At 59.0% G+C, this 26,254-nt stretch carries 23 protein-coding genes and 1 pseudogene; 13 read left to right on the forward strand and 11 right to left on the reverse strand.

What is annotated here, in order from left to right; genetic code table 11:
- Position 1: 1 nt before the first annotated feature.
- The 3 genes from AAFM31_RS04610 to AAFM31_RS04620 all read right to left on the reverse strand — a co-directional run bounded on the left by AAFM31_RS04610 (position 2) and on the right by AAFM31_RS04620 (position 1,890).
- Positions 2-271 (reverse strand): PilZ domain-containing protein, encoded by a 270-nt coding sequence (locus AAFM31_RS04610; protein WP_341706738.1) that lies wholly within the window; start codon positions 269-271, stop codon positions 2-4.
- A 96-nt stretch (positions 272-367) separates the two neighbouring features.
- Complete coding sequence (locus tag AAFM31_RS04615) at positions 368-1,255, reverse strand: lysophospholipid acyltransferase (protein WP_341706739.1); 888 nt, start codon at positions 1,253-1,255, stop codon at positions 368-370.
- 68 nt (positions 1,256-1,323) lie between these two features.
- A complete protein-coding gene (locus AAFM31_RS04620) occupies positions 1,324-1,890 on the reverse strand; it encodes a DNA-3-methyladenine glycosylase I (protein ID WP_341706847.1) in 567 nt (188 codons plus the stop codon).
- A gap of 79 nt (positions 1,891-1,969) precedes the next feature.
- Between AAFM31_RS04620 and AAFM31_RS04625 the strand changes: the two genes are divergently transcribed.
- The 3 genes and pseudogenes from AAFM31_RS04625 to ilvA form a co-directional block, all read left to right on the forward strand.
- On the forward strand, positions 1,970-2,311 hold the full coding sequence (locus AAFM31_RS04625; protein WP_341706740.1) for an FKBP-type peptidyl-prolyl cis-trans isomerase: 342 nt from the start codon (positions 1,970-1,972) through the stop codon (positions 2,309-2,311).
- Between the two features lie 44 nt (positions 2,312-2,355).
- On the forward strand, positions 2,356-3,369 hold the full coding sequence (locus AAFM31_RS04630) for a mechanosensitive ion channel family protein (protein ID WP_341706741.1): 1,014 nt from the start codon (positions 2,356-2,358) through the stop codon (positions 3,367-3,369).
- Between the two features lie 181 nt (positions 3,370-3,550).
- Positions 3,551-4,582: pseudogene (gene ilvA, locus AAFM31_RS04635) on the forward strand (threonine ammonia-lyase, biosynthetic); the annotation flags it as partial.
- A 135-nt stretch (positions 4,583-4,717) separates the two neighbouring features.
- On the opposite strand, the gene AAFM31_RS04640 reads toward ilvA, so the two are convergent.
- On the reverse strand, positions 4,718-6,223 hold the full coding sequence (locus AAFM31_RS04640; protein ID WP_341706742.1) for an autotransporter outer membrane beta-barrel domain-containing protein: 1,506 nt from the start codon (positions 6,221-6,223) through the stop codon (positions 4,718-4,720).
- Positions 6,224-6,304: 81 nt separating this feature from the next.
- Between AAFM31_RS04640 and glyQ the strand changes: the two genes are divergently transcribed.
- The 5 genes from glyQ (at position 6,305) to AAFM31_RS04665 (ending at position 11,894) form a co-directional block, all read left to right on the forward strand.
- Positions 6,305-7,252, forward strand: a complete 948-nt coding sequence (gene glyQ / locus AAFM31_RS04645; protein ID WP_083728303.1) for a glycine--tRNA ligase subunit alpha — start codon at positions 6,305-6,307, stop codon at positions 7,250-7,252.
- Entirely contained in the window at positions 7,252-9,306 is a 2,055-nt protein-coding gene (gene glyS / locus AAFM31_RS04650; RefSeq protein ID WP_341706743.1) for a glycine--tRNA ligase subunit beta, read from the forward strand. The genes glyQ and glyS overlap by 1 nt, the downstream gene beginning before the upstream one ends.
- Before the next feature lie 63 nt (positions 9,307-9,369).
- The gene (gene gmhB / locus AAFM31_RS04655; RefSeq protein ID WP_341706744.1) at positions 9,370-9,903 is read left to right on the forward strand and encodes a D-glycero-beta-D-manno-heptose 1,7-bisphosphate 7-phosphatase; all 534 of its coding nucleotides are present in this window, start codon (positions 9,370-9,372) and stop codon (positions 9,901-9,903) included.
- A 2-nt stretch (positions 9,904-9,905) separates the two neighbouring features.
- Complete coding sequence (locus AAFM31_RS04660) at positions 9,906-10,640, forward strand: lysophospholipid acyltransferase family protein (protein ID WP_341706745.1); 735 nt, start codon at positions 9,906-9,908, stop codon at positions 10,638-10,640.
- Positions 10,641-10,715: 75 nt separating this feature from the next.
- Positions 10,716-11,894 carry a PilT/PilU family type 4a pilus ATPase gene (locus AAFM31_RS04665; protein ID WP_341706746.1) on the forward strand — a complete coding sequence of 393 codons (1,179 nt, stop codon included), beginning with the start codon at positions 10,716-10,718 and terminating at the stop codon, positions 11,892-11,894.
- A 59-nt stretch (positions 11,895-11,953) separates the two neighbouring features.
- Here AAFM31_RS04665 and gyrB read toward each other — a convergent pair whose 3' ends face one another.
- From gyrB to dnaA, 4 genes are read right to left on the reverse strand one after another with little or no spacing between them, the layout of a single operon-like run.
- Positions 11,954-14,368: a DNA topoisomerase (ATP-hydrolyzing) subunit B gene (gyrB, locus tag AAFM31_RS04670; RefSeq protein ID WP_341706747.1), complete on the reverse strand. Its 2,415-nt coding sequence runs from the start codon at positions 14,366-14,368 to the stop codon at positions 11,954-11,956.
- A gap of 18 nt (positions 14,369-14,386) precedes the next feature.
- A complete protein-coding gene (gene recF, locus AAFM31_RS04675) occupies positions 14,387-15,481 on the reverse strand; it encodes a DNA replication/repair protein RecF (protein ID WP_341706748.1) in 1,095 nt (364 codons plus the stop codon).
- A 6-nt stretch (positions 15,482-15,487) separates the two neighbouring features.
- Positions 15,488-16,591: a DNA polymerase III subunit beta gene (gene dnaN / locus AAFM31_RS04680; protein ID WP_341706749.1), complete on the reverse strand. Its 1,104-nt coding sequence runs from the start codon at positions 16,589-16,591 to the stop codon at positions 15,488-15,490.
- Positions 16,592-16,640: 49 nt separating this feature from the next.
- On the reverse strand, positions 16,641-18,131 hold the full coding sequence (gene dnaA / locus AAFM31_RS04685) for a chromosomal replication initiator protein DnaA (RefSeq protein ID WP_341706750.1): 1,491 nt from the start codon (positions 18,129-18,131) through the stop codon (positions 16,641-16,643).
- A 598-nt stretch (positions 18,132-18,729) separates the two neighbouring features.
- Here dnaA and rpmH point away from each other — a divergent pair.
- From rpmH to mnmE, 5 genes are all read left to right on the forward strand, one after another.
- Positions 18,730-18,864, forward strand: coding sequence for a 50S ribosomal protein L34 (gene rpmH / locus AAFM31_RS04690; protein WP_083728495.1), 135 nt, complete (start codon positions 18,730-18,732; stop codon positions 18,862-18,864).
- 14 nt (positions 18,865-18,878) lie between these two features.
- A complete protein-coding gene (rnpA, locus tag AAFM31_RS04695) occupies positions 18,879-19,274 on the forward strand; it encodes a ribonuclease P protein component (protein ID WP_341706751.1) in 396 nt (131 codons plus the stop codon).
- Complete coding sequence (gene yidD, locus AAFM31_RS04700) at positions 19,267-19,518, forward strand: membrane protein insertion efficiency factor YidD (RefSeq protein ID WP_341706752.1); 252 nt, start codon at positions 19,267-19,269, stop codon at positions 19,516-19,518. Before rnpA ends, yidD begins: the two co-directional genes overlap by 8 nt.
- Complete coding sequence (gene yidC, locus AAFM31_RS04705) at positions 19,515-21,209, forward strand: membrane protein insertase YidC (protein ID WP_341706753.1); 1,695 nt, start codon at positions 19,515-19,517, stop codon at positions 21,207-21,209. Before yidD ends, yidC begins: the two co-directional genes overlap by 4 nt.
- Before the next feature lie 73 nt (positions 21,210-21,282).
- The gene (gene mnmE, locus AAFM31_RS04710) at positions 21,283-22,653 is read left to right on the forward strand and encodes a tRNA uridine-5-carboxymethylaminomethyl(34) synthesis GTPase MnmE (protein ID WP_341706754.1); all 1,371 of its coding nucleotides are present in this window, start codon (positions 21,283-21,285) and stop codon (positions 22,651-22,653) included.
- 21 nt (positions 22,654-22,674) lie between these two features.
- On the opposite strand, the gene codA is transcribed toward mnmE, so the two are convergent.
- From codA to codB, 3 genes are read right to left on the reverse strand one after another with little or no spacing between them, the layout of a single operon-like run.
- Complete coding sequence (gene codA / locus AAFM31_RS04715; protein ID WP_341706755.1) at positions 22,675-23,931, reverse strand: cytosine deaminase; 1,257 nt, start codon at positions 23,929-23,931, stop codon at positions 22,675-22,677.
- A complete protein-coding gene (locus AAFM31_RS04720) occupies positions 23,928-24,683 on the reverse strand; it encodes a PucR family transcriptional regulator (protein WP_341706756.1) in 756 nt (251 codons plus the stop codon). The genes codA and AAFM31_RS04720 overlap by 4 nt, the downstream gene beginning before the upstream one ends.
- A complete protein-coding gene (codB, locus tag AAFM31_RS04725; RefSeq protein ID WP_341706757.1) occupies positions 24,680-25,963 on the reverse strand; it encodes a cytosine permease in 1,284 nt (427 codons plus the stop codon). Before codB ends, AAFM31_RS04720 begins: the two co-directional genes overlap by 4 nt.
- Positions 25,964-26,254 lie beyond the last annotated feature (291 nt).

Below are 26,254 nucleotides of genomic sequence, written 5' to 3' on the forward strand. Positions count from 1 at the left end.
ATCAGGCTTCTTCGAGAAAGGCCATCCCAGCGCCGACGCCGGGCACCGCGCGCTGCACCTGCATGCGCAGTACCGGCGCTTCGAAGGGCATGCCCTGGACCTGACCGGTGACCTCATCACCGTTGTTCAGCTCCCCCATCAGCGGGTGTTCGACAAACACCCCGCCGTCGGAAAGATCACGGGTATGCGCAAGAATGTCGCCGAAGGCGGCATGCCAGATACGGATCTGCGCCTTCATTGGCGTCCGCGGATGCTGTCGCTGGTTGGTCACTCCCTTTCCCCCAAAAAGCCACACTGCTGTGAGGTCTAATAGGGGCCGCCTGCACCGACGGCCCGCTGCCAACCGTAGCACAGGCCGGCCACCACTTTAATACCAGCGTTTCTCTCCGGCTGGCCTTTTTTTGAACCGCTTCATGCTCCACATGTACTGGCTCGGCCAACGGCGCACGTAGTCTTCGATGACCTTGCTCATGCAGGCCACCGCTTCGTACTCATCCTTGCTGTAAAGCGCGTCTGGCGCCGCCTCAAGGATCACCTTGAAGCCGCTGTTGTCAGGCAAGCGCACACAGTGGAAGAACAGTGCCTGTGCCTCGCTGCCCTTGAGCAGGTTGGGAACGAACTTGCTGGTCAGCGCCTGGGTGGCAAAGAAAGGCACGAACAGGCCGCTCTTGAGCGCTGGCTCTGGATCTGCCGGAATGCCCACCGCGCCGCCGCGCCGCACTTCACGCATCACACTGATGATGCCTTCGCGGGTGGAGGCGGCAACCTTGTTGCCAAGCTGGGTGCGCTGACGCTGCAGCAGCTCATCGACCGCCTTCTGTTTGGGTGGCCGGTAGAAGATGATCGGCTTGGCGCGCAGGCAGTACCAGTGGTTGAGCACTTCCCAGTTACCCAGATGACTGGTGATGCCGACCACGCCCTTACCCGCGGCCAGCGCCTCTGTGAGCAGGTGCTCGCCTTCGACTTCCTTGATCAGCCCGACGGTCTTCTGTGGTGACCACATCCAGGCACAGGCGCTTTCGGCGAAACTGCGTCCGGTGTCGAGCAGGGTACGACGCACCAGATCATTCAGCTCGCTCTCACTGAGCTCCGGCATGCAGTGGCTGAGGTTGATCCGGGTGACGTCACGCGAGCGGTTCGGCAACTTCCACATCAGCCAGCCGACCAGCGCGCCAAGACGCTGCGCCACGCCGAAGGGAAGCAGGGCAAACAGCTTGAGAAATCCAACGATGAGGGCGCCTTTCAACCGCTCCACGGCAATGCTCCGAACAAGAAATCAGCCGCCATTGTAAGCCGCTCAGGCGGGGAGGGCGAGAACCGGGGTCAGCCACTGAGCCCCGGGTAACAGTGACAATCCGTCGTATGGTCCATCACCATCCCGGTCGCCTGCATAAAGGCGTAGCAGATGGTTGGCCCGACAAAGGTAAAGTCCGCCTTCTGCAGCGCTTTGCTCATAGCCTTGGCCTCGACGGTCTGCGCCGGAATCTCGCCCAACGTGGCGGCGTGACGGATCAGTGGTTGCCCGCCGACAAACTGCCAGAGCCACTCGACCGGATCGCGCTCGGCACTCAGACGTTGCCAGGCTCGCGCATTGCGCCGCGCGCCATACACCTTGAGCCGATTGCGAATGATGCCCGGATCCTGCAGCAGCGCTTGCAGCTCCTCATCGCACTGATCGGCCATAAAGGCAATATCGAACCCGCGGTAAACCTGCCGATAGTGCTCGCGCTTGCGCAGCACCGTGATCCACGACAGACCGGCCTGAAAGCCCTCCAGCATAAGCATCTCGAACAGCCTGTCCGCCTCCCGGCAGGGCACACCCCATTCTTCATCGTGGTAACGCTGATACAAGGGATCATCACTGCACCAGCTGCAGCGCACCGGTTCCATCTGGTTCATGCCTTCGCTCCGATCTGAGGGTTATACTCGCCAGCTGCAATGCATCTTACATCCGCCCAAGGAGACCGACATGAGCGACCAGCTGCAAATTACCGACCTGACCTTGGGCGATGGCAAGGAGTGCGTCAAGGGCGCACTGATCACCACCCACTACACCGGCAGGCTGGAAGACGGCACCGTGTTTGATTCATCGCACCAGCGCGGTCGCCCGTTCCAGTGTGTCATCGGCACCGGCCGGGTAATCAAGGGCTGGGATCAGGGCCTGATGGGCATGCGCGTTGGCGGCCGCCGGCAGCTGTTTGTACCGGCCGAGCTGGCCTATGGCGAGCGCAGTGTTGGCGAACATATCAAGCCAGGCAGCAACCTGCGCTTCGAGATCGAGCTGCTGGAAGTGCTGACCCGCGACGATTGATCCACAACGCCGATGCAGCGCACGGCCCAGCGAAGGAAGCGAGCATGGCAGACACCCTGACATTCAACCTGGACGCCGTCCTGCAACGCCTGCTGGAAGAGTGTTATAACCTGCTGGCCGCATTGCCGCTGTTCTTGCTGGCACTGCTGGTAGCCGCAGTGTTTTGGCTGCTGGGCAGTTGGCTGGCTCGCCGACAGCTGCTGGATCGGCTCGCCCGACGCAACCCGTTCCTTCGCGAGCTGACCCGCACCACAATACGCTGGATCATCAGCCTGGTCGGCTTGCTAGTTGCGCTGGAAATCATGGACGCCACCGCCCTGGTCGGGGCCGTGCTGGGCACCGCCGGTGTGATGGGGGTAGCGCTCGGCTTCGCCTTCAAGAGCACCATGGAGAACTACCTTGCCGGCATTCTCATGAGCCTGCGTCAGCCGTTTTCGCCAAAGGACCATGTTGTCATTGATGGCAATGAAGGCATCGTCGTCGCCCTGACCTCGCGGGCAACCATCCTCATGACACTGGACGGCAATCACCTACGTCTGCCCAACGCGCTGGTGTTCAGCAGTGTGATGCTCAACTACACCCGCAACCCCAGTCGTCGTTTTGCCTTTGATGTCGGTGTCGGTGTCAACGAGGACCTGATACGCGCCCAACAGATTGGCGTTGACGTGCTACGCACGCTTGACGGCGTGCTGAGCACGCCGCCGCCACGCGCCCATATCACCGCACTGGGCGACTCCAACGTGCAAATTCGCTATCAAGCTTGGGTAGACCAGCGCAGTCATGACTTTGCCAGCGTAAAGAGCGAGGGAATTCGCCTGGTCAAACTGGCACTCGAAGCGGCCGGAATGGACATGCCCGAACCGATCTACCGCGTACAGCTGAGCGAGCGCAGCAGTGCAGTCAGCCCGGGCACCGCGGCACCGGCAACACTGGTACAGGATTCGGCACCCGCAGCGGTGGATACCCGCGTCCAGGCCGATCTTGAGGCGCAGATCGCGGCCGATCAGCGCACCCGCGGCAGTGAAGATCTGCTCGACCCCTTCGCGCCAAAGGAATAAGCAGTTGACCGTCACCGGCACAGCCGCTAGATTCAGGCCATGACCTGCACACGCGTACTGACCAGCCGAATGATTATTACCGCCATTCCCATAACGGCGGGCTAGCATCGTGCGCACCCAAACCCGCCTCTGAGGCGGGTTTTTCGTTCTGTCTCCGAGGCAAAAAGCATTAGGAGACCGTATGACAACCGCGCTATCCATTTCTTCACCCGAAACCGACACCGACCCGTGCGATGACAACGCTACTGCCCGATTACGCGCGCTGGTCGGCAGCATCCTCTCCGCGCCGGTCTATGACGTTGCCAATGAGACACCGCTGCAATTTGCCCCGCGCCTGTCCTCAAGTCTGAACAATCAGGTCCTGTTAAAACGCGAAGACCTGCAACCGGTGTTCTCGTTCAAGATTCGCGGTGCTTACACCCGTGTCGCCCGCCTGACGCCCAATGAGCGAGCGCGAGGCGTGATCACCGCCTCGGCCGGCAACCACGCACAGGGTCTGGCATTGGCCGCCCAGCGACTCGGTGTACGCGCGCTCATCGTCATGCCCACCACCACGCCGCGACTCAAAGTCGAAGGTGTCTGCGCACGCGGCGCTACCGCTCTATTGCACGGCGAAAGCTTTCCCGAAGCACTGGCGCACGCGCTGCAACTGGCTGACAAATACGGCTACATCTTCGTCCCGCCATTCGACGACCCAGACGTAATTGCCGGCCAGGGGACTGTCGCGGTTGAGCTGTTGCGCCAATACCAGAGTGGCTTGCACGCAGTATTTGTGCCGGTGGGCGGCGGCGGCCTGATCGCGGGAGTAGCTGCCTACATCAAGTATCTGCGGCCAGAAGTACGCGTAATCGGGGTTGAGTCCGCAGAGTCAGCTTGCCTGCAGGCAGCATTAGCCGCCAACCAGCGCGTAGTGTTGTCAGAGGTTGGACGTTTTGCCGACGGGGTAGCAGTCGCCCAGATCGGCGCGCTGAATTTCGAGCTCTGCCGGCGCTACGTCGACGAGGTGATCACCGTCAGCAACGATGCCATCTGCGCCGCAGTGCGCGACATCTACGACGACACCCGGTCCATCACCGAACCCTCTGGCGCACTGGCTGTCGCCGGCTTGCGCGAGTACGTGCGCCGCGGGAGCCTCCGCGACCAGACCCTGATCGCCATCAACTCCGGCGCCAACATCGATTTCGACCGACTAGGGCAGGTGATCGATAGAAGTGCACAGAACCCTTATTGAAAAAATCGGGGACAGCAGGGATCACCAAATGGTGTTGGCAGCCATGCGAAACAAAAACAGCCCCGGCAACCTTGGCAGGTTACCGGGGCTGTTTTACAGGCCAGAAAGCAGGCTAGATCAGAACGCCAGTTGGTAGCTTGCTGCAACCCACATATCGGGCTGATCGCTGTCAGTGGTGCCATTCAGCATCACAGAAGCTTTACCATCGCCCAGCGCACCCTCGACACCCACACCCGCTTTCAACCAGTCGTTCTGATAATCTTCGCCGGGCAGGTTGAACGTGAACAGGCCGTCGATAGAGCCACTGACACCGGCGCTGCGATCCTCGAAGCGATGAGCCGCCTCGAGGTTAGCTACCAGGTTATACCCGGCCAGCCAGCTCAGCGGTGTTTCAGTCCCAAAGCCCAGTCGCGCTTCGGTGAAACGATCGGTGCGGCTATCGAAGCTAGCCGGATTCGCACCGCCTTCTTCGGTGTAGCTATCCAGCTTGGAGTGGGTGTAGCTCAGGTCAGCGTAGGGGCTGATACCAGTATTGCCCAGCGACAGAGCATCGACCCAATCAAGACGTGCACGCAGGCCCCAGGTATTGGAGTCAGCATTTCCCTTCGAGGAGTCAAGAGTGCTCAGGCTGATGTAGCCGCGACGAATGTCCGCTTCACCCCAGTGACCAAATGCGCCAACCGTTGCATATACCTTGTGCTGTTCCGAGACGGGAACGATACCCTCAATCATCAGGTATTGACCGTCACTTTCGGCACGGCCGCTGTTGCTCAAATTCTGACGCGCCCACGTCTGGCCCAGAGAAGCACTAACTTGCACAGCACCGTAATTGTGCCCAACGCTCACTTCAGCCAGACCGGTGGAGCCAGAGCGCTGGCCGTGTTCATCCGTACCCCAGTCACCAGCAACCCAGAAGGTGCTCTGGCCCGGCGCGACCAAGCGGGACAGCGGGCGGCTGTGAGCGCCGTTGATCATCATATTCAGCCCGCTGTTGAGCGAGTTCAGCCCGAGCGAAGTGGACTGCAGGCTGCTGGACAAAGAGGCTAGGGTGACCAGCTCGCTGATTATGGCGTAGTGATAGCTGTCCTCAACACGGGGGCAGTGGATTGGGCAGTGAATCACCAACTCATCATATTCATCGTAATAGTCGATCGACACATAGCCAGCCTCGATGCCGTAACCAAAGAGCAGAAACACGCCCAAATTACCAGCTTCAGCTACTAGACCAGCCAACGGGAAGGACAGATCGGAATTCCCCCACCACGGCTGTGCGGTGAAGATGTCGGGGTTCGCTGTATAGGAGGTATAAACCGATGAAATGCTGTAAGTGCTACCGCCATATTGCACCGTTACCGGAGCGCTCGGCTGCATTGGCTCAGGGGCTGCATAGCTTACAAGCGGTAGGCACAGACCACTCAGCAGGCTGAATGGCAGCATTATTTTTTTCAGATTCAAGGCTATCTCCCTGGCTACGATGGTTCGTTGTTCAATATTAAAATGATGGCAAACCGCGACATCCTGCCAAATAGCCAGAAAATAGACAATATAAAAAACTCTGAAGTCGTTTAGCCAAAATACTGACCCATGATTTAGATCAACCTTTTTACCGGCTTGTCGCCACAACCGCGGCGCCTTCGCTGCTCCCGGCTCCAATCCTGTATACTTCGGCCTTTCTCAATTTCACAGCCCGACCTGGTGAAACACGTGACTCAGACCAATCCAGCCGTCCACACCTTTCAAGGACTGATCCTTGCCCTGCAAAGCTACTGGGCAGAGCGGGGTTGTGTGGTACTGCAGCCCTACGACATGGAAATGGGTGCCGGCACCTTCCACACTGCTACCTTCCTGCGCGCCATCGGCCCGGAAACCTGGAACGCTGCCTACGTACAGCCCAGCCGCCGCCCCGCTGACGGCCGCTACGGCGAGAACCCGAACCGCCTGCAGCATTACTACCAGTTCCAGGTAGTACTCAAGCCGAACCCGGACAACATCCAGGAGCTGTATCTGGACTCGCTGCGCCACATCGGTATCGACCCGCTGGTGCACGACATCCGCTTCGTCGAAGACAACTGGGAATCGCCGACTCTCGGCGCCTGGGGTCTGGGCTGGGAAGTCTGGCTGAACGGCATGGAAGTCACCCAGTTCACTTACTTCCAGCAGGTCGGTGGCGTCGAGTGCTATCCGGTCACTGGCGAGATCACCTACGGTCTCGAGCGTCTGGCGATGTACCTGCAGGGCGTCGACTCGGTCTACGATTTGGTCTACTCCGACGGCCCGTTCGGCAAGGTCAGCTACGGCGACGTGTTCCACCAGAACGAGGTGGAGCAGTCGACCTACAACTTCGAGCACGCCAACGTCGACAAGCTGTTCGAACTGTTCGATTTCTATGAAGGTGAAGCCAACCGTCTGATGGAACTGGAGCTGCCGCTGCCAGCCTACGAGATGGTTATCAAGGCGTCGCACACCTTCAACCTGCTGGACGCCCGCCGTGCCATCTCGGTAACCGAGCGTCAGCGTTACATTCTCCGTGTTCGCACCCTGTCCCGCGCGATTGCCCAGAGCTACCTGCTGGCCCGCGCCCGCCTCGGCTTCCCGATGGCCACCCCCGAATTGCGTGACGAAGTACTGGCCAAGCTGAAGGAGGCCGAATAATGCAGGCGCAGGATTTTCTCGTTGAACTGGGTACCGAAGAGCTGCCTCCCAAGGCCCTGAAAAAGCTGGCCGAAGCCTTTCTAGCCGGGGTTGAAGGCGGCCTGAAAGACGCTGGTCTGGGTTACAGCAAGGCGCGCTACTATGCTGCGCCGCGCCGCCTGGCGGTGCTGGTCGAAGCGCTGGCGACCCAGCAGCCCGACCGCACCACCCAGCTTGATGGCCCGCCGCTGCAGGCGGCGTTCAACGCCGACGGTAACCCGACCAAAGCCGCCGAAGGCTTTGCCCGCAAGTGCGGTGTCAGCCTGGCCGAGATCGACCAGAGCGGCCCGAAACTGCGCTTCGTACAGAACATTCCGGGCCAACCGGCAACCGACCTGCTACCCGGCATCGTCGATGCTGCGCTGGCCGCTCTGCCAATCCCCAAGCGCATGCGCTGGGGCGCCCGCAAGACCGAGTTCGTGCGCCCGACCCAGTGGCTGGTGATGCTGCTCGGTGATCAGGTTGTGCCCTGCGAGATTCTCTCCCAGCAGGCCGGTAACCTGTCCCGTGGTCACCGCTTCCATCACCCGGATCAGATCGCCATCACCAGCCCGGCGGCCTACGCCGAGACCCTGCGCAGCGCGCACGTAATTGCCGACTTTGCCGAGCGCCGCGAGCTCATCAAGAGCCGCGTCGATGCCTTGGCTGCCGAGCAACAGGGCACAGCAATCGTTCCAGCGGACCTGCTGGACGAAGTGACCGCACTGGTCGAATGGCCGGTGCCGCTGGTCTGCAGCTTCGAGGAGCGCTTCCTCGAGGTACCGCAAGAAGCGCTGATCTCGACCATGCAGGACAACCAGAAGTACTTCTGCCTGCTGGATGCCAATGGCAAGCTGCTGCCGCGCTTCATCACCGTCTCCAACCTGGAGAGCAAGGACCCGACGCAGATCATCGAAGGCAACGAGAAAGTCGTACGCCCGCGCCTGACCGACGCCGAGTTCTTCTTCAAGCAGGACAAGAAGCAGCCGCTGGAAACGCGCAACGAGCGCCTGGCCAATGTGGTGTTCCAGGCTGATCTGGGCAGCGTCTTCGAGAAAGCCCAGCGTGTATCCAGCCTGGCCGGGGTCATTGCCGCGAAGATCGGCGGTGACGCCGAGCGCGCCGCCCGCGCTGGCCTGCTGTCCAAGTGCGACCTGGCTACCGAAATGGTCGGCGAGTTCCCGGAACTGCAGGGCATCGCCGGTTACTACTACGCCAAGCACGACGGCGAAGCTGATGACGTTGCGCTGGCGCTGAACGAGCAGTACATGCCGCGCGGCGCCGGTGCCGAACTGCCGAGCACCCTGACCGGTGCCGCCGTTGCACTGGCCGACAAGATCGACACCCTGGTCGGCATCTTCGGTATCGGCATGCTGCCGACCGGCTCCAAGGACCCGTACGCCCTGCGCCGCGCCGCCCTTGGCGTGCTGCGTATCCTGATCGAGAAGCAACTGGAACTGGACCTCAACGCTGCGCTGCAAGCCGCGGTTGAGCAGTACGGCAGCCGCGTGAAGGCCGATGGTCTGGTCGCTCAGGTACAGGACTTCATCTTCGACCGCCTGCGCGCCCGCTACGAGGACGAAGGTATCGATGTGGCGGTGTATCAATCGGTTCGTGCAGTGAGCCCGACCTCACCGCTCGACTTCGATCAGCGCGTGCAGGCCGTTCAGGCATTCCGCCGTTTGCCCGAGGCTGAGACGCTGGCCGCCGCCAACAAGCGCGTGTCCAATATCCTGTCCAAGGCTGAAGGTAGCGTCAGCGAAGACATCAACGCTGCACTCCTGCACGAAGCCGCCGAGCAAGCACTGGCAAGCGCCGTGGAGGCTGCAGAACAGGCGGTAGCGCCGCTGGCAGCCCAGCGCCAATATCAGCCTACACTCGAGCAGCTGGCTGCCCTGCGGGCGCCGGTAGACGCCTTCTTCGAGCAGGTACTGGTCAACGCCGAAGACGACGCCGTCAAAGCCAACCGCTACGCCCTGCTCGCACGTCTGCGCGGTCTGTTCCTCGGCGTTGCCGACATCTCCCTGCTGGGTTGATGCCTGATCGCCAGCGGCAGCCTAGTCTGTCGCTGGCGACTCGTTAGTCAGAGGTTTGTCGTTTTGAAGCTGATCATTCTCGACCGCGACGGCGTTATCAATCAGGACTCCGACGCGTATATCAAAACCCTCGACGAGTGGATTCCGCTGCCGGGCTCAATCGACGCCATGGCACGCCTGAGCAAGGCCGGCTGGACCGTCGCCGTTGCCACCAATCAGTCCGGTGTCGGGCGCGGCTATTACAGCGAAGCGACCCTGCAAAGCATGCATGACCGGCTGTGCCAGCTGGTGGCGGAGCAGGGTGGCAAGGTTGACCTGATTCGTTACTGTCCGCACGCACCGGAAGCCGGCTGCGAGTGCCGCAAACCCGCTCCTGGGCTGTTTCAGCAGATTGCCAAGCACTTTGCCCAGCCGCTCGTCGGTGTACCTACCGTGGGCGACAGTCTGCGTGACCTGGAAGCCGGCTGCGCCGTCGGTTGTACTCCCTATCTGGTGCGCACCGGCAAGGGCGCGAGTACCGAGCACAAGACGCTGCCCGCCGGTACCCACGTATTCGATGACCTGGCAGCCGTTGTTGACCACCTTCTGGAATCCTGAACATGTCCCTGCTGATGCGCCTTCGCGTCGTTCTGTTCTATCTGCTGCTGTCGGCCAGCGCCGCCGTCTGGTGCGTACTGGTTACCCCGATCGCGTTGTTTTTGAGCGCACGCTGGCGAATCAAGGTGATTATCGAATGGTGGTCGGCCATTGCAGTCTGGCTGGCGCGCAATATCGTCGGTATTCGTTACGAAGTAACTGGCCGCGAGAATATTCCGGACCAGCCCGGGGTAATCTTGGCTAACCACCAGAGCACGTGGGAGACCTTCTTTCTGCCACGCCTGTTCCGCCCGCAAACTCAGCTGATCAAGCGTGAACTGCTCTATGTGCCGTTCTTCGGCTGGGCTTTCGCACTGGCGAAACCGATTGCCATCGATCGCAGCAACGCCCGCGATTCCCTGCAACAACTGACCCGCACCGGCGGCGAACGCCTGAAAGGCGGCATGTGGATTCTGGTCTTTCCCGAAGGCACGCGCATCGCGCCCGGGGAAACAGTTAAATTCTCCCGTGGCGGTGCCGCATTGGCCTGCGCCAACAACGCACCGATCATCCCGGTCGCCCACAACGCCGGCGAACACTGGCCTCGCCATGGCTGGGGCAAGAAGCCCGGCACTGTGAAGGTAATGATTGGGCCGGCGATCTATCCGAACGGCGCTGACCCACGCTCGATTGTAGCCGCCAACAAACAGGCCGAAGCCTGGATCAACCAGCAATTGCAAAGCCTGAGAGACGCCTGAGCCATCACTGGTCCATAATGATGGCTCTTATGCGAACTTGCGCAGACTCATCAACTGTTAGACCGGTGTCTTGAAATGGATATTAATCGCTACCTCCGTGCGCTTTCCGAAAAGGGCGGCTCCGATCTGTTCTTCAGCGTCGGCGCGCCCGTCACGTTGAAGCGCGAAGGCGATTTCTTTTCCTTCGGCAACCAGCCACTGGCTCCCGGTGCAGTCAAGGAACTGGCCTGGCAGGTGATGAGCGAAAAGCAAATCGAGGAGTTCGAGCGCGAGCAGGAAATGAACCTCGCGGTCGGCCTACCGAACCTTGGCCGCTTCCGCATCAACGTGTTCTACCAGCGTGGCGAAGTCGGCATGGTGGTGCGCCACATCAGCCACAAGATTCCCGCGTTTGCAGACCTGGGCCTGCCCGCTCAGCTCGAACGACTGGCTCTCAAGGACCGCGGGCTGATTCTGGTGGTCGGGGCGACCGGGTCCGGCAAATCAACCACGCTGGCAGCCATGCTGGACTTTCGCAACACCAACCGCGCTGGCCATATCGTCTGCATCGAAGATCCGATTGAGTTCCTGCACAGACACAAGAAGTCGATCATCGACCAGCGCGAGGTGGGCCTCGATACCCAGAGCTTCGCGCACGCGCTGCGCAATGTGCTGCGGGAGTCGCCAGACGTCATTATGATCGGCGAAATCCGCGACAAGGCCACCATGCAGCATGCGCTGCATTACAGCGAAACTGGCCACTTGGTCGTTGCTACGCTGCACGCTACCAACAGCGTTCAGGCCATCGAGCGGGTGGTTAACCTGTTCCCGGAAGGGGAACGCAAGCAGACCCTCAGCGATATTTCGATGAACCTCGCTGGCATCATCGCCCAGCGCCTGGTGCCCGGCGCCCACCAGAAGCGGGTCGCGGCGGTCGAAGTACTGCTGCGCACGCCATATATTCGCAACCTGATCGCACGGGATGAGCTGTCCGAAATCAAAGACTCCATGAACCGCGGCCAGGAGCCGGGCCTGCAGAGTTTCGACCAGCACCTGTTTGAGTTGCTCAGCAACGACAAGATCACCATGGAAATGGCGCTGCGCTACGCCGACTCGCCAACCGATCTGAAGCTCAAGTCCAAATTCAGCGACACCCGCAGCGAACCGCCGATGGGGATGGAACAGAAACCTGAAGCGGAAACCGAGCTGTCATTCCAGCCTGCAGAGCCAGGCAACGAGTTCTCTGATTCCGACCTAACAGACGATTTCCGCTGAAAGACAGGCAAAGAAAACCCCTTTAACCGCAAAGTTAAAGGGGTTTTTCTATACCCGGATCAAACGTCCAGGTTAGATACCGCCAGCGCGTTGCTTTCAATAAACTCGCGACGCGGTTCAACCTGGTCGCCCATCAGGGTATTGAAGATCTGATCGGCAGCAATCGCGTCTTCAATATTTACCCGCAGCATGCGACGGCTTTCCGGATCCATGGTGGTTTCCCACAGCTGCTCCGGGTTCATCTCACCAAGACCCTTATAGCGCTGGATGGTATGGCGACGAGCGGTTTCGTTCATCATCCATTCCAATGCTTCCTTGAAGGTGCTGATCGGCTTCTTGCGCTCGCCACGCTGCATGTAGGCACCGGGTTCCAGCAGCGTCTGCAGCTTCTCGCCCAGTTCCGCCATTGTGCGGTAGTCATTACTGGCGAACAGATCGCGATTGAACGTGACGTAGTTCGACAACCCATGGGTAATGGATTCGACTTCCGGCAGCCAGAGGTGGCGCTCGGGGTCTTCACGCAGGCTGACACGGAACTCCTGACCGGACCGTTCCGTAGGCGCGACCCGTGCGCTGAACCCCTGAATCCAGCTTTCCATAAAGGCTTTATCGGCCAGATTCTCGACGGTGAGGCGGGGCAGGTAGATGAAGTGCTCCATCAGCTCCTGCGGGTACAGACGAGCCAGACGCTTGAGGGTCTTCATCACCCCGCGGAACTCCTGTACCAGACGTTCGAGGGCCTGACCGGTGATGCCCGGAGCGCCTTCGGTAACGTACAGATAAGAGTCTTCCAGAGCCGATTGGGTCAGGAACTCTTCCAGGGCCTCGTCATCCTTCAGATACTGCTCCTGCTTACCCTTCTTGATCTTGTAGAGCGGCGGCTGTGCGATATAGATGTAGCCGTTCTCGATCAGCTCCGGCATTTGACGGAAGAAGAACGTCAGCAGCAGGGTGCGAATGTGTGAACCGTCGACGTCAGCATCGGTCATGATGATAATGTTGTGGTAACGCAACTTCTCGATGTTGAATTCTTCGCGACCGATACCACAACCAAGCGCGGTGATCAGCGTGCCCACTTCGGCGGAAGAGAGCATCTTGTCGAAACGCGCCTTTTCAACGTTAAGGATCTTGCCCTTGAGGGGCAGAATCGCTTGGGTCCGGCGGTTACGGCCCTGCTTCGCAGAACCGCCCGCGGAGTCACCTTCCACAATGTAGAGTTCGGAAAGCCCCGGGTCCTTCTCCTGGCAATCGGCCAGCTTGCCCGGCAGACCGGCGATATCCAGAGCCCCTTTGCGGCGGGTCATTTCACGCGCCTTACGCGCGGCTTCACGGGCCCGCGCAGCATCAATCATCTTGCCGACAACTGCTTTGGCTTCGCCGGGTTTTTCCAGCAGGTAGTCAGCAAAAAACTTGTTCATTTCCTGCTCGACCGCCGTCTTCACTTCGGAAGAAACCAGCTTGTCCTTGGTCTGCGAGGAGAACTTGGGGTCTGGTACTTTTACCGAAATGATTGCCGTCAGACCTTCACGGGCGTCGTCGCCGGAGGTGTTGACCTTGAGCTTTTTCAGCAGACCTTCCTGCTCGATGTAGCTATTGAGGCTGCGGGTGAGGGCGCTACGGAAGCCGGCCAGGTGGGTACCACCGTCACGCTGGGGAATGTTGTTGGTAAAGCAGAGGATGCTTTCGTTGAAGCTGTCGTTCCACTGCATCGCTACCTCAACGCCGATACCATCCTCACGCTGCAGGTTGAAATGGAATACCGAGTTGATGGTGCTCTTGTTGTGGTTCAGATACTCAACGAATGCACGCAGACCACCTTCGTAGCGGAACAACTCGTGCTTACCGGTGCGCTCATCGCGCAGATTGATGCCAACACCAGAGTTGAGGAAAGACAGTTCGCGCAGACGCTTGGCAAGGATATCCCAGCTGAAGGAAATACTGCTGAACGTCTCTGCTGAAGGCTTAAAGTGAATCTGGGTGCCCGTGGTATCGGTATCGCCAACGGCTTCCAGAGGCGCTTGTGGTACGCCGTGTACATAGGTCTGCTCCCAGACCTTGCCTTCACGGCGGATCGTCAGCACCAGCTTCTCAGACAAGGCGTTCACTACCGACACGCCCACACCGTGCAGACCGCCAGAGACCTTGTAGCTGTTATCGTCGAACTTACCGCCGGCATGCAGAACGGTCATGATGACCTCTGCGGCAGACACCCCTTCCTCGTGAGCATCAACCGGAATACCCCGGCCGTTGTCGCGAACACTGATCGATTCGTCAGTGTGGATAGTGATGTCGATATCGCTGCAGTAACCAGCCAAGGCTTCATCGATCGAGTTATCGACGACTTCAAAGACCATGTGGTGGAGGCCGGTACCGTCATCGGTGTCACCGATGTACATACCGGGACGCTTACGCACCGCATCAAGGCCCTTCAGAACCTTAATACTCGATGAATCATAGGCTTTGTTATCGGTCATCTTAAGTAACTCCAGACTTCATTCGGTCTGCACAATGTGCCCATGTTCCACGTGGAACATGGATAAGGGTGTGTCTGCTTGCCAGCATTCACTCAACGAATCCGCATCGACGCAACTGATAAATACCTGGCAATCGAGCGACTCGAGCAAGCGGCACAGCGCTTGCCGATGGTGACGATCCAACTCAGAGGGCAGGTCGTCGACCAAAAAAACACAATCTCGCTGCCGTTGCATCAAACTGAGCAGACGGCCTTGTGCGATCTTCATCGCACACACTACCAACTTCTGCTGCCCCCTGGAGAGCACCTCTGCTGCATTCATCCCATTAACACGCAAACGAAGGTCAGCGCGCTGTGGTCCAGCCTGGGTATGCCCAAGGGAAAGGTCACGATCAAACTGTGAGTCGAGGACCTCAGCAAGCCCGCGCTCACGGTCCCAGCCTCTGAAGTAGCTGAGCGTAAGCCCGTCTATCTCCAACAGCTCCCCCAACACACCCTCGAACACCGGCTTGAGTTGCTGTAAATACGCCTGGCGGAACGCATCAATCTGCTCGCCAGAGGCAACCAACTCAGCCTCCCAAGGGGCTAGTAGCGAACGTTCGATTCTACCACGTCGTAGCAACGAATTCCGTTGTTTGAGGCTCTTTTGCAGGCGCTGCCACGCCGAGAGAAAACGATGTTCCACGTGGAACACACCCCAATCGAGATACTGACGACGTTGCTTGGGCGCGCCTTCGAGCAATCGAAAGCTATCAGGGTTGATCAACTGCAGCGGCAGAATATCTGCAAGCTCGGCAGTACCGCGTGCGTGCTGTCCGTTGATTCGAATTTCATAATCAGCCTGACGATTGCGTGCAATACCAATTTTGGTACTGGTGCCAGCGGCGTGAAAGACTTCAGCGAAAACCGTGCAGCTGTCCTGTTGGTACTGAATAACCGGCTGCAAACGGGTGCTACGAAAGGAACGAGCGAGACCCAGAATGTGTATGGCCTCAAGCAGGCTGGTTTTACCGCTGCCGTTCGGACCGGAGATGAGGTTGATGCGGGGAGAGGGGAGAAGGGTCACCGGGTGGAGATTGCGCACCGCGGTGACCGACAAACGAGATAGCGGCATTGCGCGTCAGAGACGCATCGGCATGACGACGTAGAGGCTTTCGTCTGATTCCGCTTCCTGGACCAACGCACTGCTGTTGGCGTCAGACAAAACCAGCTTGGCCTGTTCGTGCCCGAGGACGTTCATCACGTCCAGCAGGTAACTGACGTTAAAGCCGATCTCCAGCGGTGCACCGCTGTAGTCGACCATCACTTCTTCTTCAGCCTCTTCCTGCTCCGGGTTGTTCGCCTGGATCTTCAGCTGGCCAGATTCCAGCGTGAGGCGAATACCGCGGTACTTCTCGTTGGACAGAATCGCTGTGCGGCTGAACGCATCGCGAAGCGTGTGACGATCAGCGACAACAACCTTATCGCCGCCACGCGGAAGAACACGCTCATAATCCGGAAACTTGCCGTCGACCAGCTTGGACGTAAAGGTGAAGTCGCCGGTGGTCGCGCGAATGTGATGCGTGCCGAGCACTACGTTAACAAGATCATCCGCTTCGCCCAACAGTCGCGCCAGCTCGAGCACGCCCTTACGCGGCACGATCAACTGATAACGTTCCTGGTAGTCGATGTTCGCGTCAACGGTGCACATCGCCATGCGGTGACCGTCGGTAGCAACCGCACGCAGCTGACCGTTGTTGATTTCCAGCAGCAAGCCGTTCAGGTAGTAACGAACGTCCTGCTGAGCCATGGCGAAGCTGGTGCGATCGATCAGTCGACGCAGCTTGCCCTGGCTGACGGCAAAACTCATTGCGCCTGGACCATCTTCAACATTGGGGAAATCATCAGCCGGCAGTGTCGCCAGGGTAAAGCGGCTGCGGCCAGCCTTGATCAGCGCCTTACCCTCTTCGACCTTGAAATTCAGGGTGGCGTCATCGGGCAGCGATTTACAGATATCCATCAACTTGCGCGCAGGAACGGTGATTTCGCCGTCCTCGCTCGCTTCTTCCAGTGCGATGCGGCCAACCAGTTCGACCTCGAGATCTGTCCCGGTCAACGACAGGGTATTGCCGTCAACCACAAGCAATACGTTGGACAGAACCGGCAGGGTCTGGCGGCGTTCCACAACACCCGCAACCAGTTGCAGGGGCTTCAACAGAGCTTCTCGCTGAATGGTGAATTGCATTGTCTTCCTTCGACCTCGTGCTGGTTGGCAGTGATGTGGGCTGACGAACTCAGGTCGTCAGCGTCCTCAACAAATTCTTGTAGTCCTCGCGGATATCCGCGTCCGTCTCACGCAACTCCGCGATCTTGCGCGTAGCATGCAACACCGTTGTGTGATCGCGGCCGCCAAAGGCATCGCCAATCTCAGGCAAGCTGTGGTTCGTCAGCTCCTTGGCGAGAGCCATCGCAACCTGACGCGGCCGTGCAACAGAACGTGAGCGACGCTTGGACAACACGTCGGCCACCTTGATCTTGTAGTACTCGGCAACAGTACGCTGAATATTATCGATACTGACCAATTTATCCTGCAAGGCCAGCAGATCCTTCAGCGATTCGCGAATCAGTTCAATCGTGATATCACGCCCCATAAAGTGGGCGCTGGCAATTACTCGCTTGAGGGCGCCTTCGAGCTCACGGACGTTGGAGCGAATACGTTGGGCAATAAAGAAAGCAGCGTCATGGGGCAGGTCGACCCGTGACTGCTCCGCTTTCTTCATCAGAATTGCGACGCGGGTTTCAAGCTCCGGCGGCTCGACCGCAACGGTGAGTCCCCAGCCAAAACGCGACTTCAGGCGCTCTTCAAGACCGTCGATTTCTTTCGGATAGCGGTCACTGGTAAGAATAACCTGCTGACCACCCTCAAGCAGCGCGTTAAACGTATGGAAGAACTCTTCCTGCGAACGTTCCTTCTTAGCGAAGAACTGGATGTCGTCGATCAGCAGCGCATCAACCGAGCGGTAGTAGCGCTTGAAATCGTTGATCGCGTTCATCTGCAACGCCTTGACCATGTCGGCGACAAAACGCTCGGAGTGCAGGTAGACGATCCGGGCAGCCGGATTTTTCTTTAGCAGGTGATTACCAACCGCGTGCATAAGGTGAGTCTTACCCAGACCCACACCCCCATATAGAAACAAGGGGTTGTAGCCATGCTTCGGGTTATCAGCGACCTGCCAGGCAGCTGCGCGCGCCAATTGGTTCGATTTACCCTCAACGAAGTTCTCGAAGGTAAAGCTACGATTCAGCAGGCTGGTGTGCTTGATCAGTGCGGGGGGCGCCTGCGGCGCCTCTGCCGTATTGCCAGCCAGTTCGGCAGCAGCCTCGGCTGTACCACTATGATCGACTCTGGGTTGCGGCTGAGACTCAACCACAACCGGAGTCACAGGGGCCGCCACAGGGATCGGAGCAGGTGGCGCAGACGCCTCGACAGGGCGAGTGGCCGGCGCAACCACTGGTGCGGGTGCAGCAGCGGGTGCCGCACGACGACTGCCAATCATCAAGGACACCATCGGCGCCTGGCCCTGGGACAAATCGTCCATCAGCTCCTGAATGCGATTGAGGTACTTGTCGTTGACCCAGTCGAGCACGAAGCGGTTGGGCGCGTACAGGCGAATTTCAGTCTGATCGCCATCAACCTGTAACGGGCGAATCCAAGTATTGAACTGTTGAGATGGTAGCTCATCACGCAAAAAATCGATGCATTGCTGCCAAAGTGCAACAGACACTGAATTCCCCCGGGACCGCTGAAACCAGCGGTTTTTATTGAATACAAAATGGACCGTTACCAGCTGTGGAAAGCGGCGCTGGCAGAGCGCTCTATTCTATCTGCTCCCCCCCTACTTATCCACACGCGTGCTCGCCGCAGCGATAAAAAAGTACCTGGGCGGCAACCCTACGAACTCGCCTCCAGTGCTCAATAAATCCCTGCGCCCCCTGAAATAAGGCGTCGTGGAAGCTGTGGACAACGCACCAACAACTCTGTTGGAAACGGCCTGGCATTCATGGGGATAACTCCACCTGTGGATATCACCCCACTTTATCCACAAGCAGGCCACAGGAGAGCACCATCTTCAACAACCGCTTTTCAACAACGTTGTACTTTCGCCAAGCTACTGACTGAAAAAGGAAAATCCGGGTTACCCACAGAAAAACCGGTCCTCATACATAGCTATATCTTTTATCTTTTAAAAAATCTCTTTTCATATATTTTTCTATATCCAAGAGACGTCGAAAGGAAATTGACCTTGGGTCCCTTTTTCTCTAGAATTGCCGGTCCCTCGAAGGGGCACTTTGCTCTGATGTAACTTACTCAGGTATCTGAAGATGAAAAGAACGTTCCAACCCAGCGTACTGAAGCGCAAGCGCACCCACGGTTTCCGTGCTCGCATGGCTACCAAGAACGGCCGTGCTGTTCTGGCTCGCCGTCGCGCCAAAGGCCGTGCACGCCTGTCAGCCTAAGACCCGGTAACCAGGTGGATCTCGGATTCGGCCCTGAACACAGGTTGCTCAAACCTGCTCAGTTCAAGACTGTATTCGATGGAGCCACCTGCAAAGCCTCAGGACCCAGTCTGCTGCTGTTGGCCAGAGAAAACTCTCTGAGCCACGCGCGACTGGGTCTGGTCATTGCCAAAAAAAATGTCCGGCATGCGGTAGACCGTAACAAGGTCAAACGTATTGCTCGTGAATCGTTCAGGCAGCATCGTGCTGAACTGGGCAATCTGGACATTGTCGTACTTGCCCGCAAGGGCGTAGGCGACTTGGACAATGCTGCGTTACATGCTCTGTATCAGAGCATGTGGCGCAGGCTGATCAAATCTGCCGCCAAAAACCGCTCACGTGACCCTGGACTCCCATCATCCAATGCGTAGCATCGCGTTAGGGCTGATCAAGGTTTACCGCTACGCTATCAGTCCCCTGATGGCCAGTCACTGCCGTTTCTATCCCTCCTGTTCCTGCTACGCCCAGGAAGCCATCGAACAGCATGGTCTTCTTAAAGGGGGCTTGCTCAGCGCTCGCCGCCTCGGACGTTGCCACCCATGGAATCCCGGTGGATATGATCCGGTACCCCCAGCTTCTGCCAACCGACCTACCCGAATGGCCAACAAACCATGAACCTCCAACGAAATATCCTCATTGGTGCTCTGCTGGTTATCACCTACCTGATGGTGGTGCAGTGGAACAAGGATTTTGTTCAGCAGGATCTTGCGCCCGCCGCCCAGACTGAAATGGCGCCGCAGGACAGCAGCGATCTTCCTGGTGACCCGACGGCAGTAGCCGCTCAAGCGAACAGCGATGTTCCTGCCGCAATCAACGCCGACGGCGAAGCCCTGGCTCCAGCCGAGGTAACTACTCCGGCTGCCAACGGTCAGTTGGTTCAGGTACAAACCGATACCCTCAAGCTGAGCATCAACCCGGTTGGTGGCGATATCGTCTCGCTGGCTCTGCCTGAATACCCGACCCGCAAAGATCGCCCAGACCTGCCGTTCCAACTGCTGGAACAGTCGAGCAACCGCACCTACGTTGCTCAGAGCGGCCTGACTGGCCAACAGGGTCCGGACAAATCGACCGGCCGCGCGCGCTACAGTGTTGAGCAGAACAGCTATACATTGGCCGACGGCGAGCAGCAGCTGGTGGTCGACCTGAAGGCGAACAGTGATGGCGTCGCGTTCACCAAACGCTTCACCTTTACCCGTGGCAGCTACCTGGTCGATGTCAGCTATCTGATCGACAACCAGAGCAGCCAAGCCTGGAGTGGCAGCCTGTTTGGCCAGATCAAGCGTGATGGCAGCGGTGACCCATCCAGTTCCACTGCGACCGGTATGGCAACCTTCCTGGGTGCAGCCTACTGGAGCGCCGATGGTTCCTACACCAAGCTGAAGTTGTCCGAGTTGGATGACAAGCAGCTGAGCGAGAGCGTGTCTGGTGGCTGGGTAGCCTGGCTGCAACACTATTTTGTCAGCGCCTGGGTTCCTGACTCCGAAACCAAGCACACCTACCGTACCCTGAAGGATCGCGGTGGCAATTACATCGTCGGTTTCACCAGCCCGTCGGTACAGGTTGCGCCTGGCGAACAGCGCACCATCTCCGCCGGTTTCTATGCCGGTCCGAAGATTCAGGATGACCTGAAAGCCATTTCTCCCGGTCTGGAACTGACCGTCGATTACGGCTTCCTGTGGTGGATCGCCCAGCCGCTGTTCTGGGTACTGAGCCTGATCCACGGCTTCGTCGGCAACTGGGGTTGGAGCATCATCCTGCTGACCTGCCTGATCAAGCTGATCTTCTTCCCGCTGTCAGCGACCAGCTACCGTTCCATGGCCAACATGCGTCGTGTCGCACCAAAGCTGCAGGCACTGCGTGAACAGTACGGCGATGACCGTCAGAAAATGTCCCAGGGCATGATGGAGCTGTACAAGAAGGAGAAGATCAACCCGCTCGGTGGCTGCCTGCCGATTCTGGTGCAGATGCCGGTGTTCATCGCGCTGTACTGGGTGCTGATGGAAAGCGTTGAGATCCGTCAGGCGGAATGGCTGGGCTGGATCACTGACCTGTCGCTGAAGGACCCGTACTTCATCCTGCCGATCATCATGGGCGCGACTATGTTCCTGCAGCAGCAGTTGAACCCGACGCCGCCGGACCCGATGCAGGCCAAGGTCATGAAGATGCTGCCGATTGTCTTCACCTTCTTCTTCCTGTGGTTCCCGGCTGGTCTGGTGCTGTACTGGGTGGTCAACAACTGTCTGTCGATCGCACAACAGTGGTACATTACCCGCCAGATCGAAAAGGGCGCTGCGAGCAAGGACTAAGGTCCGGCTTACCGCCAGTCAAACGCCCCGTTTACGGGGCGTTTTGCTATCCACTGAAAACACCGGAGTCGCCATGAGCAAGCCTTATCACGCCGATACTATTGCCGCCCTGGCGACTGCTCCTGGCCAGGGCGGTGTTGGCATCATTCGGGTCTCGGGCCCCGCAGCGCGAGAAATTGCCCAGCGTATTGCCCGTCGCGATCCCCAACCGCGCCATGCCCATTACGGCCCTTTCTGGTCTGGCGAGCAGACCCTGGACGAAGGTATCGCGCTGTTCTTTCCGGCTCCGCATTCCTTTACCGGTGAAGATGTACTCGAACTGCAGGGGCATGGTGGGCCGGTGGTCATGGATCTGCTGCTCAAGGCTTGTCTGGCCGCCGGCGCTCGCCAGGCCAGACCCGGTGAGTTCAGTGAACGGGCTTTTCTCAACGACAAGCTCGACCTGGCCCAGGCCGAAGCCATCGCGGACTTGATCGAGGCCAGCTCCGAACAAGCTGCACGCAACGCCTTGAACTCGCTGCAGGGGGCTTTTTCGCAACGGGTCCACAGCCTGACTGAAGCGCTGATTGCCCTGCGCATTTATGTCGAAGCAGCTATCGATTTTCCCGAAGAAGAAATCGACTTTCTGGCCGACGGCCATGTACTCAGTCAGTTGCAGACAGTGCAAGCCGATCTGCTGCAGGTCCAGCGCCAGGCCGGGCAGGGGGCGCTGCTGCGCGACGGCATGACCGTGGTGATCGCCGGTCGCCCGAACGCGGGTAAATCCAGTCTGCTCAACGCCTTGGCCGGACGCGAGAGTGCCATCGTCACCGACATTGCCGGCACCACCCGGGATATTCTGCGCGAACATATCCACATCGACGGTATGCCGCTACACATTATCGACACCGCCGGTCTGCGCGATACCGAAGATCAGGTCGAGCGCATCGGCGTGCAACGGGCGATGGCTGCGATCAGCGAAGCGGACCGTATTCTGCTGATGGTCGACGCCAGTCAGCCAGAAGCGAAGAACCCGGAGCTGCTCTGGCCCGAGTTCCTTGAGCAACGGCCTGATCCGGCGAAGGTCACCCTGATCTACAACAAGGTCGACGTCACCGGGGAATCGGTTTCTGTGGAAACCGCTGACGACGGTTCGGTTGTGCTGCACCTGTCTGCACGTCAGGGCGACGGCATTGACCTGCTGCGCGAGCACCTGAAGGCCTGCATGGGGTTTGAGCAAACCGGCGAAAGCCTGTTCAGTGCGCGCCGCAGACATCTTGAGGCGCTGGAAGAAGCTGCTGACTATCTCCAGCACGGCCATGATCAGCTGACCCTGATGGGCGCGGGCGAGTTGCTGGCCGAGGATTTGCGCATGGCCCAGCAGGCGCTCGGCAAGATCACCGGCGAGTTTTCAGCCGATGACCTGCTTGGGCGGATCTTCTCCAGTTTCTGTATCGGTAAGTGAGCCGCGTCACACGCGGGCGGCTCACTCCCAACCGCTAACCTCGTGCACCGGCGCGGCACGCTGCACCAGACAGCGACCATCGCGTACCGAAGCCAGTACCGGTGATTGATTCAGCAGCACCTCATACGGTGTGCTGCCATTGAGCACCATGCAACGCGCCGGATTACCGACCGCGATACCGTACTCATTCAGGTTCAGCGCCGCGGCACCGTTATCGGTGACGATCTCCAGCGCGGTTTCGATCCGCTCCATGCCGAGCATATGGCAGGCATGCAAACCCACGTCCAAGGTGCGTAGCAGATTGCCGTTACCCATCGGATACCACGGGTCACGGATCGAATCCTGACCGAAGCAGACCTTGAGGCCAGCATCCAGCAGCTCGGGTACCCGAGTAATACCACGACGTTTCGGGTAACCGTCGAAGCGGCCCTGCAGGTGCAGATTTTCGGTTGGCAGGGCGACAAAGCGCAGGCCCGACTTGCCGAGCAGGCGGAACAGGCGACTGCAGTAAGCATCTTCATACGAATGCATGGCGCAAGTGTGGCTGGCGGTGACCCGGCTGCCGTAGTCACGGCTCAATGCTTCGGCGGCCAGTACTTCAAGGAAGCGCGACTGCGGATCATCAATCTCGTCGCAGTGCACATCCACCAAGCAATCATTGGCTTCCGCCAGATCCATCAACAGCTTGACCGACTCCACGCCGTAGTCGCGGGTGAACTCGAAATGGGGGATGCCACCGATCACGTCGGCACCCACGGTCACCGCTTCCTTCATCAGGTCTTTGCCGCCCGGAAAGGACAAAATGCCTTCTTGCGGGAAAGCAACAATCTGCAGATCAACAAATTCACGCACGCGGTCGCGCACCTCGACCATGGCGCGCAATGCAGTCAGTTGCGGATCGGTTACATCAACGTGGGTACGCACATACTGAATGCCATGGGCAGCAAACAGCTTCAGCGTCTGCTCGGCGCGACTGATGACATCATCGCGGCTCAGCATTGCCTTGCGCTCGCCCCAGCACTCGATACCTTCAAACAGGGTACCGCTCTGGTTCCAGCGTGGCTGCCCGGCGGTCAACGCGGCATCCAGGTGAATATGCGGTTCGACGAAGGGCGGCAGCAGAAGATTGCCGGCGGCATCCAGCTCACCTTCTGCTACGAGCATGGTTTCTGGCTGCGCGCTGATCTGACTGAAGCGGCCAGCGTTGATCTCGACCCGATGCAGGCCACTCTGGCCGGGCAGGCGAGCATTAATGATGGCAGACAGAGTCTGGGTCATGGGGTATCTCCAAAATCGGGTGTAATAACGGGCTCGTACAACAGCACATGAGCCAGAATAAGGTTGTAGAGGTCTGTGGGGTTGGCTGGGTTCAGCCCGGTGACGCGAAACAGCCGATCCAGGCGGTTGCGCACCGAGTTGCGATGACTGCCCAGTGCAGCGGCTGCGGCACTGACATTCCCACCATGGCGCAACCAGGCATCCAGGGTCGGTGCCAGCTGCTGCAACAGCATCTGATGTTCGGCAAACCAGGGAGCAACAAACTCGGCTCGGGCGCCTGCGTCACCTACGCGCAGCTGCAGCTTCTCCAGCAGGTTGGTCGCCCGGCTTTCGGCCTCTCTCCAAGCCAGCTGCTCACGCTGCACAATGGCACGGCCAATGACTTCGGTCACCGTCACCATCGGCAACGAATACGGCTGCTCAAGCAAAGGCAGCTGATGCTGGTCAGCCAATCGAAGCAGGGCGGTGGGCAAGCGAGCGATATAGGCATCACCGGTCAGAATCACCAGCCCGGCGACCTTGGCCGCGGCCCCCTCATAAAGCAGTTCAAACAGGTTGTCGACGCTGTGGTGGCGACCAATCCCGGTAATGAATACCAGTTCGCCCCCCTTGATCCAGGGGGTAAACGAACGGTTCTCCGCGACATAAGGCCAGCGAACAATACGCTGCGCACCGGCGTGACCGGCACGCAGGCGGATGGCACCCAGCCCCGGCAATGACGGGACATCCTCGGTACGCAGCAAGGGACTCACAGGTTGCTCATCTGGGTAGCACGACGCTCCTTCACCGCGCTGACCAGCAGTGCGATCAGGGCATAAGACCCGGCTGCTACCAGTACACCAACCACTGGCGCAATCCAGTTGGAGCTGTAGGCCACCAGTGAGCCGAGGGCGTAGGCAACCAGGCCAACCAGATTAAACGCGGGCAGGGTGGTGCTACCCAGCTCACCATAACGGCCACGCCAGGTCACAAAGTAGTTGGCCATGATCACCCCACCTACTGGCGGAATAAAGGTGCCGAGCAGAATCAGGAAGGGAATCAGCCACTCGTACATCCCCAGTACTGCCAGCAGGGTGCCGATCGCTGCGCCGATAACGGTGATGGTCCGGCGGCGCTCGGTACGCAGCAGGTTGCAACCGGCGACGGCAAAGTTGTAGACGGTGTTGTCCTGGGTGGTCCACAGATTCAGGAACAGCATCAAGACACCCAGTGTTGCCAGTCCTTGCGCCACCAGAATGTCGACGATATCGGCCTGCTGATAGACCAATGCACCGAAGGCGCCAACCAGCGTCATCAGGCCGTTACCAATAAAGAACGCGGCCAGGGTAGCGATGACCGCTGCCTTGCCGGATTTGGCAAAGCGGGTCCAGTTGGTGGCCTGCGTTCCGCCACTGACAAAGGTACCGAACACCATCGTGATGGCTGCCGCAACGCTCAGCTCAGCACTGGGGGCAATAGCGCTCAACCCCGAGAGCCCACCGGCGTCTTTGGTGGCGATCCCGAGGCTCACCGCAATCAGGATCAGCATTGCCGGTACGGCAAAACGCGACAGCAGATCCAGGCCGCGGTAGCCAACAAAGGCGCTGATACAGAAGCCAAACCCAAACACCACCATCAACGGCAGCGTCAGGTTCTCCGGCAGGCCGGTCATTTTCACCAGCAGCAGCGCCATAGTCGCCGTGCCCCAGGCGTACCAGCCAATCTGAGTGAAACCAAGAATAAAGTCAGACAACTTGCTACCGATCTCGCCAAAGGCGTAGCGGCTCATCAGCGCAGTATTCAGCCCAGAACGCGCGGCAATGTAGCCAAGGATTGCCGCATAGGCACCCAGCAGCAGGTTGCCGATCAGCAAAATCCATAGCGTGGTGGAAAAGTCGAAGGCAGCGCCAACGCTACCGCCCGCCCACATGGTGGCACTGAAAAAGGTGAAACCCAGCAACACGAAGCTCATCGACCACATGCTCTTGCGTGCTGTGTCCGGCACCGCGCTCAACGGGTAATCCGGATCCGTGGTGTGCTCTGACTGATTCATTAAGGTATCTCCGCATGGTGAAAGGGTGCCTGCAGCCCTGCAGACGTGCATCGAGGGTGATTTAGCAACCGCTGTGCCAGCAGGTGGCTTTCCCGGCCATGTGGCAGGAAAGGAACTGAAAAAGGTGTGCAATCTGCACATGATAGCGAGCACTGTGCACCTCAACAGCGCGGCAAGGGTAAAAAAACCGGCGGATAAGGTCTGTGGAAAACCCGCCCTCAACCCAGTCGATAACCCTGGGGACAGGCTGAGGTGAAACCACCCTGTGGATAACAGGCACATTTACCCACA

It is taken from the genome of Halopseudomonas sp., from assembly GCF_038130085.1.
In the GTDB taxonomy this organism is placed as follows: domain Bacteria; phylum Pseudomonadota; class Gammaproteobacteria; order Pseudomonadales; family Pseudomonadaceae; genus Halopseudomonas.